This window comes from Longispora sp. NPDC051575 (assembly GCF_040681875.1).
In the GTDB taxonomy this organism is placed as follows: Bacteria; Actinomycetota; Actinomycetes; order Mycobacteriales; family Micromonosporaceae; genus Longispora.
Genome location: NZ_JBFAZP010000005.1, coordinates 592,088 through 609,938 on the forward strand (window position 1 = coordinate 592,088; position 17,851 = coordinate 609,938).

The 17,851-nt window shown below is 71.4% G+C and carries 8 protein-coding genes; 6 read left to right on the forward strand and 2 right to left on the reverse strand.

Translation table 11 applies throughout. The features are described from left to right. The first annotated feature begins 82 nt into the window (after nucleotides 1–82). Nucleotides 83–1,465 carry a type VII secretion integral membrane protein EccD gene (gene eccD / locus AB0M43_RS17140; RefSeq protein ID WP_363725581.1) on the forward strand — a complete coding sequence of 461 codons (1,383 nt, stop codon included), beginning with the start codon at nucleotides 83–85 and terminating at the stop codon, nucleotides 1,463–1,465. A gap of 472 nt (nucleotides 1,466–1,937) precedes the next feature. Here the strand turns inward: eccD and AB0M43_RS17145 are convergent, their stop codons facing one another. Both AB0M43_RS17145 and AB0M43_RS17150 read right to left on the reverse strand, forming a co-directional pair. Further along, on the reverse strand, nucleotides 1,938–3,863 hold the full coding sequence (locus tag AB0M43_RS17145) for a glycosyl hydrolase family 18 protein (RefSeq protein WP_363725583.1): 1,926 nt from the start codon (nucleotides 3,861–3,863) through the stop codon (nucleotides 1,938–1,940). A gap of 130 nt (nucleotides 3,864–3,993) precedes the next feature. Continuing rightward, a complete protein-coding gene (locus AB0M43_RS17150; RefSeq protein WP_363725585.1) occupies nucleotides 3,994–5,490 on the reverse strand; it encodes a glycosyltransferase family 39 protein in 1,497 nt (498 codons plus the stop codon). Nucleotides 5,491–5,548: 58 nt separating this feature from the next. Here AB0M43_RS17150 and rsmI point away from each other — a divergent pair, with 58 nt between their 5' ends. From rsmI to AB0M43_RS17175, 5 genes are all read left to right on the forward strand, one after another. Next, nucleotides 5,549–6,385, forward strand: a complete 837-nt coding sequence (gene rsmI / locus AB0M43_RS17155) for a 16S rRNA (cytidine(1402)-2'-O)-methyltransferase (protein ID WP_363725586.1) — start codon at nucleotides 5,549–5,551, stop codon at nucleotides 6,383–6,385. Nucleotides 6,386–6,594: 209 nt separating this feature from the next. Continuing rightward, nucleotides 6,595–9,237, forward strand: coding sequence for a right-handed parallel beta-helix repeat-containing protein (locus AB0M43_RS17160; protein WP_363725588.1), 2,643 nt, complete (start codon nucleotides 6,595–6,597; stop codon nucleotides 9,235–9,237). Between the two features lie 177 nt (nucleotides 9,238–9,414). Beyond that, on the forward strand, nucleotides 9,415–12,030 hold the full coding sequence (locus tag AB0M43_RS17165) for a PKD domain-containing protein (protein WP_363725589.1): 2,616 nt from the start codon (nucleotides 9,415–9,417) through the stop codon (nucleotides 12,028–12,030). Nucleotides 12,031–12,326: 296 nt separating this feature from the next. Continuing rightward, nucleotides 12,327–14,972: a PKD domain-containing protein gene (locus AB0M43_RS17170; RefSeq protein WP_363725591.1), complete on the forward strand. Its 2,646-nt coding sequence runs from the start codon at nucleotides 12,327–12,329 to the stop codon at nucleotides 14,970–14,972. A 142-nt stretch (nucleotides 14,973–15,114) separates the two neighbouring features. Then, the gene (locus tag AB0M43_RS17175) at nucleotides 15,115–17,757 is read left to right on the forward strand and encodes a right-handed parallel beta-helix repeat-containing protein (protein WP_363725593.1); all 2,643 of its coding nucleotides are present in this window, start codon (nucleotides 15,115–15,117) and stop codon (nucleotides 17,755–17,757) included. Nucleotides 17,758–17,851: the final 94 nt, after the last annotated feature.

The following is a 17,851-nucleotide window of genomic DNA, read 5'->3' on the forward strand; positions in this document are numbered from 1 at the left end:
ACTTGGACATCCTAGGTACTCTCGGCAAGTCAGGCTGACGGACGGGGTCCGTCGGGGTGCGTAGGGAATGGAGTGGGGATCGATGGCCGTCACGGCGGGGCTATGTCGAATCACCGTAAAGGCGCCCAAATCCCGACTGGATATCTCCCTGCCCGGCGACGTGCCGTTCGCGGACATGCTGCCCACCCTGCTGCAGTACGCCGGGACGGACCTCGCGGAGGACGGTTCGTCCCAGGGCGGCTGGGTGCTGTCCCGGCTCGGCGGCGACGTCCTCGACAGCAGCCGCACGGCCACCCAGCTGGAACTGCGCGACGGGGAGATCCTCTACCTGACGCCGCGCTCCCAGGTCGCCCCCGACTACGTGTACGACGACGCGGTCGACGCCGTCGCCAACGCCACCGTCGACCGGGGCGGCAAGTGGCGGCTCTCCCACACCCGTAGGTACTCGGTGGGCCTCGGCATCGCCGCCCTCGCCGGCGGCCTGCTGGCCCTCCTGTTCTCCGGCGCCACGCTCGCGGCCGGCGCGGTCGGGCTCGGCCTCGGGATGCTGCTCCTCGTGCTCGCCGCCGTGATGTCCCGCGCGGTGGGCGACAGCATGGTGGGCGCGGCGTGCGGCCTGGTCGGCGCCGCGTACGGCACGGTCGGCGGCCTGCTGCTCCTCGCGCCCTCCGAGGGCGGGCTGACCGCGCTCAACGCCGTGATCGGCGCGACCGCGATGGTGCTGTTCGTGCTGCTCGCGGCCATGGCCGTCGGCGACGCGGCCCCGGTGTTCGTCGGCGCCGGCATCGTCGCGTTCCTGTTCCTGATCGGTTCCCTCGCCGGGGTGCTGTTCGGCGGGGTCACCGCCGCCGGGGGCGCCGCGATCGTCGCCGCGATCCTGGTGCTGGCCCTGCCGTCGCTGCCGATGAACGCCTACCGGCTCGCCAAGCTGCCGATGCCGACGGTGCCGTCCGGGCCCGCCGACCTGAAGACCGACGCCGAGACCGTGGACGGCGTGAAGGTCCGCCGGGGCGCGGACACCGCCGACCGGTTCCTCGCGGGGCTGCTCGGCGGGGTCGCGGCCACCGGCCTCGGCGTCCTCGGCTTCGTGGTGCTCGGCGGCGGCATGCCCGGCGTGCTGCTCGGCCTCGTGATGTCGCTGGTGCTGCTCACCCAGTCGCGGGTGTTCTCCGGCTGGTTGCAGCGGACCCCGCTGCTGCTCACCGGCGCGGTCGGGCTGGCGCTCGTCGCGCTGGCCACGTTCACGGCCAGCTCGGTGCTGCTCCGGCTCGTCGGCGTGCTGGTCGGGCTGCTGGTCGTCGCGGGCATCAGCCTGGTGTACGGGCTGAGTGTCGCCGGCAAGCGGATCTCCCCGGTGTGGGGGCGGACCCTGGACATCTTCGAGATCCTGCTGATCCTGGCGGTGGTGCCGCTGGCCGCGTGGGTGTGGGGCGCGTACGGCTGGATCATGTCCATCAAGGGCTGACGCCGGAAACGGTCCGACGCCGGAAACGGTGCGATGCCGGAAGCGGCCCGACGCCGGAAGCGGTCCGGCGCTGGAGCGGTCCGGCATCGGAAACGGTCCGGCGCGGTCGGAGCGGCCGAGGCGGGCACGTCCGGGCCGAAGGGTCGCCGCGAGGCCAGCGGAGCGCCGTCCTGGGCGACCGGGGGCGGGCCATCGGTTGGCGCCTCCACCCGCACCCGGTCTGATCGAGCGCCGGGCCCACGCGGGACCCCACTCTCGACTCCTCTGTGTATCACGACCGACCACCCGCCGTCATCTGACGCAGGTCCCCGGCATCTGATCGGTGCGGGCTTCCCGCACCCGACCGGTGACGTCTCCCGGCCCTCGACCGGCCCCGCCACCGTGCTCCCGGCCGGCCGCACGGCAGTGGCCCCCGGGACACGTCCCGGGGGCCACCTCTCACACCGCGAGCGGCACGAGCGTCAGAGAGCCACTAGCTGCTGCAGGCGCCCTGGTCCTCCCACACGGCGGCGGAACCGGGGGTCTCACCCTGGGTCCACCACTTCGCGCGGTACTTCTTGCCGGAGTGCGACACCACGGAGCCACCGGAGTACGCGGTCGCCGCGTTCCAGGCAGCCGCGGTGCACGTCCCGGGCGGCGAGGAGGTCGCCGGCCCGCAGGCGCTGATGTTCTCCCACACCGCGGCGACGCCCGGGGTCTCGCCCTGCGTCCACCACTTGGCCTTCCAGACCCGGCCGTTGTACGAGGCCTGCTGGCCACCGCTGTACACGGTCGCGGCGTTCCACGCCGCCACCGAGCAGGTCGGGGGCTGGGTGGTCGGCGGGTTGCTCGTCGGCGGCCGAGAGGTCGGCGGGTTCGAGGTCGGCGGGTTCGACGTCGGGGGCTGGCTCGTCGGCGGCTGGCTCGTCGGGGGCCGGGTGGTCGGCGGGGCCGTCGTCGGGGCCACGCAGCCCGGGGTGGTGGCGTTGATGGCGTCCACGGTGGCGTTGAACAGGGTCATCGCCCCGTCCAGGCCTTCCATCGAGTACATCATGCCGCCGGCGAGGCCGTTGCAGTGCGCGTAGTCGGCGCGGGCCTTGACGGACTGCTTGGAGTCGCCGCTCCAGAACACGGTGCCGTCGTAGAAGTACGCGGCCTGGCTCTCGGCGTCCCAGAACGTCTTCGACGGGTTGTCGACGAAGCCGGCGAGTTCCTTGTAGAACCGGGTACCCGCCACGTTGCCCGAGTTGGGGGCGCCGGGGGCCGGGGCGGTCGCGGTCTGGAAGAGACCGTTCTTGCCGTTGTTGGGCACGCCGGTCCAACCGCGGTAGTAGAACGGGTAGCCGACCGTGATCTTGTTGGCGGGGAAGCCGCCGGGGATGCCGTAGTCGGGCAGGCCCGTGGTCCACGCCTTGACGGCGACGTCAGCCGAGTACTTCAGGTTGCCCGGCGGGACCGGGTTCATCGGGTCGTTCGGGCCCGAGTAGACCGGCGCCTGGTGGTTGGTGGGGCCGGTGGCCTCCCAGCCGCCGTGCATGTCGTACGTCATCAGGTTCGAGTAGTCCAGGTACTGCGAGATCTTGTCGGTCTCGATGTACTTGATCTTGTCCTGGCCGGCCGGCATCGCGGCGGTCAGCCACTTCTTGCCACCGCCCACGGCGTCGAGCTGGGTGCGGAACTCCTTCAGGAGCGCCGTGAAGTTCGGCTTGTCGTAGTCGCCGAAGTGGTTGCCCAGGTGCCCGCCGGGCGAACCCGGGTACTCCCAGTCCAGGTCGATGCCGTCGAAGATGCCCGCGGCGGTGCCCGGGCCGCCGTAGCCGCCCTCGACGGGCAGGTTGCCCTTGATGAACATGTCGATACAGGAGGTGACGAACTTCTTCCGGGACGCGTCGGTCATCGCCGCGTCGGAGAAGTACTTCGAGTACGTCCAGCCACCGATCGAGATCAGGATCTTCATGTTCGGGTTCTTCGCCTTGAGCTTCTTCAACTGGTTGAAGTTGCCGGCGATGGGCTGGTTGTACGTGTCGGCCACGCCGTCGATGCTCAGGTCGGCGCCGTAGCTCTTGCCGTAGTCCGCGAACGAGTCGCCCGCGCCGTCACCGGCGTTGGGGTTGTTCTCGTCCTGCGAGGCGGCCTTGTTCGCCATGAAACACGTGTGGTTCGTCGGGTGGATGTTGGCGAACGCGTAGTTCATGAAGTCGATCTTCGCCGCCGCACCCGAGGTCTGCATGTTCTTGGGGTAGAAGGCGTTCTGGTAGATGCCCCACTGGGTGAAGTACGCGAACTTCACCCCACCACTGCTCGGAGCCGCGACCGCGGGGGCCGCTGAGGGGACGGTGCTGGCGAGTGCGGCGGCCGCCCCGAGGGGGAGGGCGAGGGTTGCCGCAACCGCAACAGCGATCCGCTGATGAAGTTTCATGTGCCGGTCCCTAACTGTTAAGAAACCTAAGTATTGAAAGGTATACACGTCTCCATGTCTTAAAGGCAATGATGTTGGCACGAAAAAGCGCGCCGCCCCCAAAAGGGACGACGCGCCGTTTAACTGGTAGCTACACCCAGTGATTTCCGAGCCACATTCGGGCCCACCAGGCCGCGTACGAGATCAGGCGTCCGGTGTAGATCGGATAGAAGTACGCGAAACAGATGGCGACCAGGCCCACGTACCCGCCGGCCACCACCGCGCCCACCGTGCGTCTCATCGCGCTCGCCGCCCGGGGCCCCACCACCGCGCCGAGCACGAACACCACGGCCAGGATCAGGAACGGCTCGCTCGGGGCGGCGTAGAAGTAGAACATCGTCCGGTGCCCGAAGAAGAGCCACGGCACGATGCCGAGCAGCCCGCCCGCGACGATCGGCCACGCCCGCCAGTCCCGGCGGCTGATCCCCAGGTAGATGACCGCCAGCAGGGCCGGAACGAAGGACCACCACAGCACGGGGGTACCGAGCAGCAGCACCTCCGAGGAGCACTGCGCCGCCCCGCAGCCCGCGTCGCCCGAGTAGTGGAACGCCACCGGCCGGCTCAGCAGCAGCCACTGCATGGGCCACGACTGGTACGGGTGCGACGCCTCCAGTCCGGTGTGGAAGGTCAACGCGTCGCGGTGGTACGCGAACAGGTTGTAGAGCGCGCCGAGGAACGGCCACTCGGCCTTGCCCTGCGCGGCGAGCCAGTGCCGGTCGTACCCGTTGTCGCTGGCCAGCCAGCCCGACCAGGAGGTCACGTACACCACCATGGTCACGACCGTGTAGGTCGCCGCCCAGCCGATCCCGGAGAGCAGGCCCTCGACCAGCGGCTGCTTCTCGCCCCCGGACCGGCGCGCGCTGACCTCCCAGCAGACCATCATGACGACGAACGCGATCGCGTACCAGACGGCGGACCACTTCGTGGCCAGCGCGCAGCCGAGCAGCACCGCGCTGCCGAGCCGCCACCACGGCACCTGGAACGCGGGCCGCTTCAGCCCGGCCGAAAGCGCCGCGATCCACCGGGCCCGGCGCTGGTCGCGGTCGGCCACCAGGCACGCGAACGACCCGACCACGAACGTGAGCAGGAAGATGTCGAGCAGCGCCGTCCGGGCCAGCACGAACTGGAACCCGTCGAGCGCCATCAGCAGCCCGGCGGCGCAGCCCAGCACGGTGGAGCCGAACATCCGGCGGGCCAGCCGGGTGACCACCACGACGGCCGCGACCCCCGCGACCACCGACGCGATCCGCCAGCCGAACTCGTTGTCCCCGAACAGCCGCTCGCCCACGGCGATGCACCACTTGCCCAGCGGCGGGTGCACCACGAACGCGGGCGCGTTGTTCTTGTCGTCCCACTCGACGCCGTGCCGGAGCAGGTTCAGCGCGTCGGTGGCGTAGTACACCTCGTCGAAGATCTTGCCTCTCGGCGTGGTCAGCCCCACGAGCCGGAGCACGGCGGCGATCAGGGCCACCGCCGCTGTCCAGATCCACGAGATCGGGTCGCGCGGGATCAACGGGCTCAGGCGCCTGCGGACGGCCTCGGGGAGGGCCTGTTCGTCGGCAGGGGGCGTCGTCTCGGTCACAGCCACCGCACGATCGTAGGCTGTGGGTGGCGCCGGTGGGGAGTACAACAGCAGGGGGTTACGGGTGAATGGTCGACTTGTCCTGGTTGGCGCGCCGCTGGGCAACGTGGGCGACGCGTCGCCACGGTTGGCCGACGCGCTCGCGCACGCCGATGTGATCGCTGCGGAGGACACCCGCAGACTGCACAGACTCGCCAAGGAACTCGGGGTGGAACTCAAGGCGAAGATCATTTCCTACTTCGAGGGGAACGAGGAACTCCGCACCCCCGACCTGACCGCCGCGATGGTCGCCGGCCAGACCGTCGCCCTCGTCACCGACGGCGGCATGCCCAGCGTGTCGGACCCGGGATACCGCCTGGTCAGGGCCGCGATCGACGCGAACATCCCGGTGACGGTGGCCCCCGGTCCCAGCGCCGTGACCACCGCGCTGGCCGTGTCCGGGCTGCCGTGCGACCGGTTCTGCTTCGAGGGCTTCCTGCCCCGGAAGATGGCCGAGCGGCGCGCGGTCGTCGGCAAGCTCGCCACCGAGGAACGCACCCTCGTCTTCTTCGAGTCGACCCACCGGATCTCCGGGGCGCTGCGCGACCTGGCCGGCGCGTTCGGCGCGGACCGGCAGGCGGCCGTGTGCCGGGAGCTGACGAAGACCTACGAGGAGGTACGCCGGGGCTCGCTCGGCGAGCTGGCCACCTGGGCGGAGCAGAACGGCCCGCGCGGCGAGATCACCCTCGTGGTGTCCGGTTTCGTCGGGTCCACCGGCCGGCCGTCGGACGAGGAACTGCTCGCGTTCGTCGCCGAACGGGTGGCGGCGGGGACGTCGAAGCGGGACGCGGCGGCGGAGGTGGCGTCGCTGCACGGGCTGTCGCGGCGTGAGGTGTACAACCTGGTGGTCAACGCGGGCTGAGCCGGCCGCGCCGGGCCGTCGGCGGCCCCACCGGGCGGTCGGAGGCGTCGCCGGGCTGGCTGCGGCCCGGGGCGGCGCGCGGGGGCCGGGTCGCCCACCGGGCGGGGTCCGGCGCCCCCACCTGGCCCCGCGCGGGCCCCTACGCATGGACGAACTTCTGTAGGGTGACGGCACATCCGCCTTGATCCCCTACTCCTAGGGATGTCCTCGTGCGTAGAACCCTGTCCCTCGGCACGGTCGTGGTCGCGCTCGTCGCGGGGGTGGGCGTCACGGCCGCCCCCGCGAGCGCCGCGCTCGCCGACCTGTACGTGAACAACACCGTCAACTCCTGTTCGGACGCCGGTCCCGGCAGCCAGGCCCAGCCGCTGTGCACCCTGGCGGCCGCCGCTGCCGCCGTCGTCCCCGGCCAGACGGTCCAGACCACCGGCACCTACAACGAGCGGCTGAAGATCGCGAAGTCCGGTTCCCCCAGCGGCCCGATCACCTTCCGGAACGCCAGCCCGGACCCTGAGAAGTACACGGCGCTGCTCGGCAACCACGCGGGAATCACGATCGACGGCCAGCACGACGTGGCCGTCGTCGGCTTCCGGATCACCATGCTCCTCGGCCCCGACCCCGTCCTCGCGGTCGCCAACTCGACCAGGATCACCGTGGACCGGCTGCTGATCCCCGGGGTGAACGCCGACCCGGTGCCCGGGGTCCGGCTGACCGGCGTCACCGACTCCACCCTGCGCGGCGTGCAGACGTTCCGCGACCTGACACCCGCGATCAGCCTGGACGCGGCGACCAGCGGCGTCGTGGTCACCTCCGCGTACCTCTCGACGCCCGGGCCGAAGCACTCCGACGGCATCGAGGTGCACGGCCCGAACAACTCCGTGGTGCGCAGCGGGGTCACCGGCGCCGCCGGTACCGGGATCCTGGTCGGGGCCACGGCCAAGGGCACCGTCGTCGCCGGCAACCTCGTCGGCACCGGTCGCGGGGTGGGCATCCACGTCGCGGGCGCCACCGGCACCACGGTCACCAACAACACCGCCTACAACAACTGCTCGACCGGCATCCGGGTGTCCGGCGCCGCCACCGGCGTCTCGGTGCAGAACAACGTCGTCTACGGCAACGGCGAGCCGACCACCCCCGCGTGCGACGCGGCGATCACCGAGAAGGTCGGCCTCGGCGTGTACGGGGCGGCGGCCGACGGCACCACCGTCGACTACAACACGGTGCGCGCCTCGCCGAACAACCCGCCGTACGCGTGGCGGACCCCGGTGGCCTCGCTGACGGCGTTCCGGGCGGCCTCGGGCCAGGGCGCGCACGACCTGGACTCCGCCGGCCCCGACGTGAACATCGACTCGGGCAACGCGGCGGCCCCCGGCCGGCACCCGGTCGACTACCACGGCAACGGGCCCGAGGACGACCCCGGCGTGCCCAACACGGGCGCCGGCCCGGTCAGCTACGTCGACCGGGGCGCGCGGGAACGGGTGATGGGGCCGAGCGTGCTGTTCACCCTGTCCGGCCGGACCGGCGGCGCCGTCGTCGCGGACGCGTCCGACTCGGAGGCGGGCTGGGTGCCGATCGGCACGTACACGTTCGACTTCGGCGACGGCACCGTGGTCACGCAGGCCGAGAAGGTCGCGAACCACACGTACGCCCAGGCCGGGCAGTTCCTGGTCACCGTCACGGCCACGGACACCAACGGCCTGACCAGCACCCTGACCAAGAGCTACACCCCAGGCGACGGGTACGTGCCCGTCGGCCCGGTCCGGGTCCTCGACACCCGCGCCGCGATCGGCACCGCGGGCACCACCCCGCTCGCCCCGGGCGGCACCCTGACCCTGGAACTCGCGAACCGCGACGGGGTGCCGGCCAGCATCACCTCGGCGACCATGAACGTCACCGTCACCTCGCCGACCGGCCCGGGCTTCCTGTCCGTGTACCCGCACGCCGGCCCCACCCCCACCTCGTCCAACCTGAACTGGGTCGCCGGCCAGACCGTCCCGAACCTCGTCGTCGCGTCCGTCGCCGCCGGCAAGGTCGACATCCGCAACTCCAGCGGCGGCACGGTGCACGTGATCGCCGACCTCGTCGGTTACCACACGACCGGGGTGGGCAGTTCGTTCGTGCCCCTCGGCCCGGTCCGGGCGCTGGACACCCGGGAGGCACAGGGCCGGACCCCGGTCGCGTCCGGCGGCACGCTGGTCCTGCCGGTCGCCGGCCTCCGCGGGGTGCCCGCCACCGGGGTCACCGCCGTGACCATGAACGTGACGGTCACCGAACCGACCAGGGACGGCTTCCTCACGGTGTACCCGGACGGAAAGGCCCGGCCGAACGCCTCCAACCTGAACTGGACCCCGGGCCTGACGGTCCCCAACCTGGTCGTCGTCCCCGTCGTGAACGGCAAGGTCGCGTTCCACAACACCAGCCCGGGCACCGTGCACGTGATCGCCGACATCGTCGGGTACCACAGCAGCGGTGTCGGAGCCGTCTTCCGCCCGCGCGGCCCGTACCGGATGCTCGACACCCGCAACGGCACCGGCACCTGGCCGAGCGGCGCCGGACCGGTCGCGCCCGGCGGCTGGATCGACCTGAACCTCAGCTCGCTGACCTACGAGGGCGCCACCGCGGTCATCCTCAACGTCACGGTCACCGAACCGACCCGCGACGGCTTCCTCACCGTGTACGGGGACTTCGGCCAGCCCCGCCCGAACGCCTCCAACCTGAACTGGCGCGCCGGCCAGACGGTCCCGAACCTGGTGGTCGTCCAGCTCAATCCCGTGAACGGCACCGCCCGGTTCCACAACACGGGCGCGGGGACGGTACACGTCGTGGCCGACCTGGTCGGGTTCTACGGCAACTGACGGTTCCGGGGGAGGGCGTCGACATCTGGCGCCTTCCCCTGATTCGTCCCCGGGCACGGGTGTGAGTTGGGTAATGCCGCTGGTCAGTGGCCGGCCACCTGCCCCCACGGCGCGGGAGTCCTTCTGTAGGGTGACGGCGCATTCGCCTTGATCCACCACCCCTCAGGGAAGCCACACGTGCGTAGAACCACCACTTTCGGCACCATTGTCGTCGCGCTCACCGCGGGGGTGAGCGTTGTCGCCGGTCCGGCCCACGCCGCGACGACGGAACTCTTCGTGAACAACACGGTCGCCTGCTCGGACGCCGGTACCGGCAGCCAGGCCCAGCCGTTCTGCACCCTGGCGGCGGCCTCGACCACCGCCACCGCCGGCCAGACCGTCAAGGTCACCGGCGTCTACGACGAACACCTCACGATCGCCCGGTCCGGTACCCCGGGCAGCCCGATCACGTTCCGGAGCGACGGCGACGACGCCTCGTACGCGAACCTGACCGGTACCAACGCGGGGATCACGGTCGACGGTCAGCACGACGTCGCGGTCGTCGGCTTCCGCGTCCAGGGCGACGCGACCGGCCCCGCCGTCGACCTGGCGAACTCCACCCGGCTCGTGGTCGAGCGGGTCGAACTCCTGGCGCCGGCCGCCGGTGCGAGCCCACGACAGGGTGTGCGGGTGGCCGCGGTGACGGACTCCGCGCTCACCAAGGTCAGGGTCCTCCGGGACGTGCGGCCGGCGGCCAGCCTGGACGCCGCGACCCAGCGCGTCGTGCTGACCTCCTGGTACGTCGGCGCACCCGAGGGGAACGCGACTGGCGTCGAGGTGCTCGGGACACGCAACTCCGTGATCCGCAGCGGGTTCTCCGGGACCACCGCCGGCATCAAGGTCGGCCCCGGGGCCACGGACACGGTCGTGGCCAGCAACATCTTCAGTTCGACCCTCGGCGCGGGCATCGAGAACGCCGACGCGACCGGCACGGCGATCACCAACAACACGGTGTACAAGACGTGCGGGACGGGTATCCGGGTAGCCGGCGCGTCCACCGGGGTCTCCGTGCAGAACAACTATCTTTCCTGGCCCAGCGGCCCCTCGCCCGCGACGTGTGCCCAGCCGGGGGCCGGGATCGGCGTCCACGACTCGGCGGTGTCGGGCACGCTCGTCGACTACAACACCGTGGTGTCGGCGTCGGGACGGTCCCCGTACTTCTGGAACGGGCCCGTCGCCACGCTCGCGGCATTCCGGACGGCCTCGGGACAGGGCGCCCACGACGCGGACTCCTTCGGAGCGAACATCGACTCCGCCAACTCGGCGGCCCCCGGCTGGCAACGCGACTACGACGGCAAGACCCCCGAGGACAACCCCGCTGTCCCCAACGTCGGGGCGGGCCCGATCGCCTACGCCGACCGGGGCGCGCGCGAGTCGACCCGGGGGCCGTCCGCCTACCTCGAGCTCCGCCAGCGCCCGGGCGGCGAGGTCGTCGCCGACGCGTCGAACTCCACCGCGGGCTGGTCGCCGACGCTGTCCTTCACCTTCGACTTCGGCGACGGGACCGTCGTCACCCAGGCCACCCCGGTCGCGACCCACACCTACGCGAGCCGGTACGGGCGCACGGTCACGCTCACGCTGAAGAACGGCAACGGGGCCACCTCCACGGTCACCAAGTCCATCTCCGCCGGCGACGGCTACATCCCGACCGGACCCGTCCGGGTACTCGACACCCGGGAGCGGATCGGCGTCGAGACCACCACCCCCGTCGCGCCGGGCGGCACGCTGGTCCTCCCGGTGACCGGCCGCGCCGGGGTGCCGGCCACGGGGGTGACCGCCGTGACCATGAACGTGACGGTCACGCAGCCGACCCGGGACGGCTTCCTCACGGTGTACCCGGACGGCGAGACCCCGCCGAACGCGTCCAACCTGAACTGGACCCCGGGCCTGACGGTCCCCAACCTGGTCGTCGTATCCGTCGTCAACGGCAAGGTCGCGTTCCGCAACACCAGCCCGGGTACGGTGCACGTCGTCGCTGACCTCGTCGGCTACCACAGCGCCGACGGTGGCGGCATCTTCGCCTCGCTCGGGCCGGTGCGGGTGCTCGACACCCGGGAGCGGATCGGCGTCGACACCACCACCCCCGTCGCCCCGGGCGGCACGCTGGTGCTGCCGGTCGCCGGCCGCGTCGGCGTGCCCGCCACCGGCGTGACGGCCGTGACCATGAACGTGACGGTCACCGAACCGACCAGGGACGGCTTCCTCACGGTGTACCCGGACGGAAAGGCCACTCCGAACGCGTCCAACCTGAACTGGACCCCGGGCCTGACGGTTCCCAACCTGGTCGTGGTCCCGGTCGTCAACGGCGAGGTCGCGTTCCGCAACACCAGCGCGGGCACCGTGCACGTGATCGCCGACATCGTCGGGTACCACAGCAACGGGGTCGGCGACGTGTTCCACCCGCAGAGCCCGTACCGGGCGCTCGACACCCGGAGCGGGATCGGCGCCGACCGCAACACGCCGGTGCCGCCCGGCGGTTCACTGGACCTGGACCTGCGCGGCCTGACCTGGCAGGGCGCCACCGCCGTGGTCCTCAACGTCACGGTGACCGAGCCGACCGCCCCCGGCTTCCTCACGGTCGCCGGCAACGGAGACAAGCCGAACGCCTCCAACCTGAACTGGCGCCCGGGTCAGACCGTGCCGAACCTCGTCGTCGTCCCTCTGGAGCGTGTGGACGGCATCGCCCGGTTCTACAACACGAGCCCGGGCAGCGTGCACGTGGTCGCCGACGTGGTGGGCTACTACGGCAGCTGAGCCACCCCCTCGGGGAGGTCCCGCCCCCGGGCGGCGACCTCCCCGAACCCGTTCACCGGGCGACTACCAGACCAGGGCGAGTGCCGCCAGGATCAGGGCCGCGCCGAGAAGTGCCGCGCCGCTGAGGCCGAGGTTCCCCGGGCGACGGCCATGATGGGTACGCCTCTGGGGCTTGTGTCCGAGTAGGTGGTGATACCCCTGGTCAGGGGCCTGTGGCCTGCCCCCACAGGGCGGGAAACCCCCTGTAGGGTGACGGCGCATTCGCCTTGATCCACCACCCCTCAGGGAAGCCACACGTGCGTAGAACCACCACTTTCGGCACCATTGTCGTCGCGCTCACCGCGGGGGTGAGCGTCGCATCCGGTCCGGCCCACGCCGCGACGACCGAACTCTTCGTGAACAACACGGTCGCCTGCTCGGACGCCGGTACCGGCAGCCAGGCCCAGCCGTTCTGCACCCTGGCCGCCGCGTCGGCCGTGGTGATCGCCGGCCAGACCGTCCAGGTCACCGGCACGTACGGCGAACGCCTCACGATCGCCCGCTCGGGTACCCCGGGCAACCCGATCATGTTCCGCAGCGCCGGCACCTGGCCCAACGTGAACTTCTTCGTCCTCAACGGCCCGAACGCCGGGATCACCATCGACGGGCAGCACGACGTGTCCGTCGGCGGAGCCCGGATCACCGGCGAGGTGGCCGGCGCCGCGGTCGCGGTGTCCGCCTCGACCCGGATCGCCCTCGAACGCGTGCTCGCCTCCCCGTCCGGGAAGACCTCGGTGCCCGGCGTGCGCCTGGTGGGGGTCACCGATTCCAGCCTTCTCAAGGTCGGCGCCAACGGGAGCGTGTCGCCCGCGATCAGCCTCGACGCCACGACGAGCCGGGTCACGGTGACCAGTTCCATGGTGTCGGCAGGGTCGGGCCACCGCGGTGGCATCGAGGTCCTGGGCCAGCACAACTCCGTACTCCGCGCCATTGTCCGGGGGTCGGCTGCCGGGATCACGGTCGGGCCGGGGGCGACGGACACGGTCGTGGCCAGCAACTCCGTCAGCATCAACCTGGGCTTCGGCATCGTGAACGACGGAGCCACCGGGACCGCGATCGCCAACAACGCGGTGGTCGACAACTGCCGGACCGGCATCCGGGTGACCGGCGCGTCCGCCGGTGTCTCGGTGCAGAACAACGACGTCCGGGACAACGGCCGGCCCGACCTGCCCTGTGCGCCGGGGGCTGTCGACCGGTTCGGCATCGCGGTGTACGACGCAGCGGTGTCCGGCACGATCGTGGACTACAACACGGTGCCGCCCCGGGCGGGCGTCGCGCCGTACGCCTGGGGAACGTTCACGGGCGAGCTCGCGGAGTTCCGTACCGTCTCGGGTCAGGGCGCCCATGACGTGGCCCAGGCCGGTTACTTGGTGAACATCGACTCGGCCAACTCGGCCGCGCCGGGCTGGCAACCCACCGACCGCACGGGCCGGTCCCCTGTGGACAGCCCCGACCGCGGCAACACCGGGGCGGGTCCGGTGCTGTTCGCGGACCGGGGCCCCACCGAATCGGTGCTCGGACCCACCACGATGTTCAGTCTCACCCAGCGGCCCGGTTGCCAGGTCACCGTCGACGCCTCAGCGACCAAGCCGGGCTGGGGGGCGATCGTGTCCTACGCCTTCGACTTCGGCGACGGGGCCACCGTCACCCAGGCCGGCCCGGTCGCGACCCACACCTACGCGGTGTGCGGCCCCTACCCCGTCAGGGTCACGTCGACGGACGCCAACAGCATGGTCAGCATCGGCGACAGTCGGCAATTCCGGCCCGGCAACCCCTACGTACCCGTGGGCCCGGTCCGGATCCTCGACACCCGGGAGGCGATCGGCACCCCCGGTCGGACCCCGGTCGCGGCCGGCGGCACCCTGACGCTGCCGGTCACCGGACACAGTGGAGTGCCGGCGGAGGGCGTGACCTCGGTGACCATGAACGTCACCGCCACCGAGCCGACCAGTGACGGCTTCCTCACCATCTACCCCAGCGGTCAGCCGAAGCCCACCTCGTCCAACCTGAACTGGACCCGGGGCCTCACTGTGCCGAACCTGGTCGTGATGGAGGTCGTCGACGGAAAGGTCAACTTCCACAACTCGGGTCCGGGTACCGTGCACCTCGTCGCCGACCTGGTCGGCTACCACACCACGGGCATGGGCAGCTCCTTCGTGCCGCTGGGTCCGGTGCGCGCTCTCGACACCCGGGAGGCGATCGGCACCACCGGCCGCACCCCGGTCGCTCCCGGCGGCACGTTGACCCTGCCGGTGGCCGGTCGCACCGGGATTCCCGCCACAGGGGTCACCGCGGTCACGATGAACGTCACCGTCACGGAGCCGACGAGCGCGGGCTTCCTCACGGTGTACCCGAACGGTCGGGCCCTGCCCAACGCGTCGAACCTGAACTGGACGGCCGGCCAGACGGTACCCAACCTGGTCGTCGTGCCCGTGGTCGACGGCAAGGTCAACCTGCGTAACTCGGGCCCCGGCACGGTGCACGTCATCGCGGACGTCGTCGGCTACCACACCACCGACCAGGGCACCCTGTTCCAGCCCCGGACGCCCTACCGGGCCCTCGACACCCGGAACGGGACGGGCATACCCAACGGCGCCAGCTACCCGGTGACCGGGGGTTGGGAGGTCTCCCTGAAGTTCTGGGACCTGGTCGCGGAGGGCGCCACCTCGGTGGTCTTGAACGTCACGGTGACCGAGCCGACCGCCGACGGCTTCCTCACGGTGTACGGCGACTTCGGGCAGCCGCTGCCGAACGCCTCCAACCTCAACTGGCGGCCGGGCCAGACGGTACCGAACCTGGTGGTCGTGCCGCTGAACACGGCGAACGCCACCGCCCTGTTCCACAACACGGGCGCGGGCACCGTACACGTCGTGGCCGACGTGGTCGGGTTCTACCGCAACTGACGCCACCGGGTGCCGCCGCCCACCGGCGGCGGCACCCGGCACAGGTTCGTCGCGCGTGTCCCGCCGGCCCCACGGCGCGGCGGTTCTTCTGTAGGGTGACGGCGCATTCGCCTTGATCCGCCACCCCTCAGGGAAGCCTCACGTGCGTAGAACCACCATTTTCGGCACTGTCGTCGTCGCGCTCACCGCGGGGGTGGGCGTCGCGGCGACCCCCGCGAGTGCCGCGACGACCGAACTCTTCGTGAACAACCAGGTGGCCTGTTCGGACGCCGGTACCGGCAGCCAGGCCCAGCCGTTCTGCACCCTGGCCGCCGCGTCCGCCGTCGTGACCGGCGGCCAGACCGTGCAGGTCAAGGGCACGTACCGCGAACGCCTCACGATCGCCCGTTCCGGTGCCCCCGGCAGTCCGATCACGTTCCGCAACGTCGTCGCCGAACCGAACGGGACCTTCGTCCTCAGTGGTCCGGACGCCGGGATCACCATCGCCGGGCAGCACGACGTGTCCGTCACGGGCGTGTCGCTCGACGGGGACCTGACCGGCCCCACGGTCGTGGTCACCAACTCGACCCGGATCGCCCTCGAACGGCTGAGGATCCTCCAGGTCGGGCTGGTCACCGTGCCGGGGATCCGGCTGGCGGGGGTCACCGACTCCACCATCGTCAGGCCCGTCGTCTCCGGGAGCGTGGCGCCGGCGGTCAGCCTCGACGCCGCGACCAGCCGGGTCACGATGACCGGGGCCACCATCGGTTCGTCCCTGGGCCGCACCGGGGCCGTCGAGATCCTGGGCTCGCACAACGCCGTTCTGCGCAGCACCGTCTACCGGTCGACGGGCGTCGGGATCGCGATCGGACCCGGGGCCACGGACACCGTCGTGGCCGGCAACGCGTCCTCCGCCAGTCAGACGTTCGGCATCGAGAACGCGGGGGCCACGGGGACCGCGATCGTCAACAACACCGTGTCCGGCAACTGCGGGTCCGGCATCCGGGTGTCGGGCGGGTCCACCGGCGTCTCCGTGCAGAACAACGACGTCAAACTCAGCGGGAGCGCCAGCCCCCTCTGCGGCACGGTGACCGTCGAGAAGTTCGACATCGGGGTACGCGACGCCGCCGTCTCCGGCACCACCGTGGACTACAACACGGTGAGGTCCCAGCCGGGGAACGTGCCGTACGCGTGGGGCGCCGCCTCGGGCACGCTCGCGGAGTTCCGCACGGTCTCCGGGCAGGGCGGCCACGACGCGAACGGCGAGGACCCCGCCGCGAACATCGACTCGGCCAACTCGGCCGCGCCGGGCTGGCCGGCCACCGACCGCGTGGGCCGGTTCCCCGAGGACGACCCGGGCACCGCCGACACGGGGGCGGGGCCGGTCCCGTACGCGGACCGGGGCGCCACCGAACGCACCCTGGGCCCCGTTTCCCGGTTGACCGTCACCTCCCAGCTGGGCAACGCCCAGGTCACCGCCGACGCCTCCGCGAGCACGCCGGGCTGGGTGCCGATCGCGTCGTACACCTTCGACTTCGGCGACGGGGCCACCGTCACCCAGACCGGACCGGTCGCGACCCACACCTACGCGCAGCGGGTCTACCATCCGGTCAAGGTCAGGGTGACGGACACCAACGGCCTGATCCAGGACGCGTTCGCCGACTACGACCCCCGCGACGCCTACGTCCCGGTCGGCCCGGTCCGGATCCTCGACACCCGGGAGGCGATCGGCACCCCCGGTCGGACCCCGGTCCCGGCGGGCGGCACGGTGACCCTGCCGGTCGCCGGACGCGCCGGAGTGCCGGCGGAGGGCGTGACCTCGGTGACCATGAACGTCACGGTCACCGAGCCGACGGGTGACGGCTTCCTCACCGTCTACCCCAGCGGTGAGCAGGTGCCCACCGCGTCCAACCTGAACTGGACCCGTGGCCTGACCGTGCCGAACCTGGTCGTGATGCGGGTCGTCGACGGCAAGGTCAACTTCAGCCACTCCGGCGCGGGTACCGTGCACCTCGTCGCCGACCTCGTCGGATACCACACGGGCGGCGTGGGTAGCTCGTTCCTGCCGGTCGGGCCGGTGCGCGCCCTGGACACCCGGGAGGCGATCGGCACCCCGGGCCGCACCCCGGTCGCTCCCGGCGGCACGTTGACCCTGCCGGTGGCCGGTCGCACCGGGATCCCCGCGACCGGGGTCACCGCCGTCACCATGAACGTCACGGTCACCGAGCCGACGAGCGCGGGCTTCCTCACCGTGTACCCGAACGGTCGGGCCCTGCCCAACGCGTCCAACCTGAACTGGACGGCCGGCCAGACCGTACCCAACCTGGTGGTCGTGCCCGTGATCGACGGCAAGGTCAACTTCCGCAACTCGGGGCCGGGCACGGTGCACGTCGTCGCGGACGTCGTCGGCTACCACACCACCGAGGCGGGCAGCCTCTTCAAGCCGTGGACGCCCCTGCGGATCCTCGACACCCGGACCCGGCTCGGCACGTCCGACCCGACCCCGACCCCGGTGGGTCCCGGCGCCACGATCGACCTGAGGTATCCGGTGCTCATCCCGGGCGACGCCGCCTCGGTGGTGCTCAACGTCACGGTGACCGAGCCGACCAGTGAGGGCTTCCTCACGGTGTACGGGGACTTCGGGCAGCCACTGCCGAACGCCTCCAACCTCAACTGGCGCCGGGGCCAGACGGTACCCAACCTGGTGGTCGTCCGGGTGAACGGTGCGAACAGCACCATCCGGATCTTCAACAGCGGCCCGGGCACCGTGCACGTCGTCGCGGACCTGGTCGGCGTCTACTACTGAGTGCCCTGTCCGGGGGGAGGCGTACCTCTCCCCGGACCGTGCCGCCCCCACGGCGACGCGCACCTTCTGTAAGGTGACCTGCGCATTTACCTCC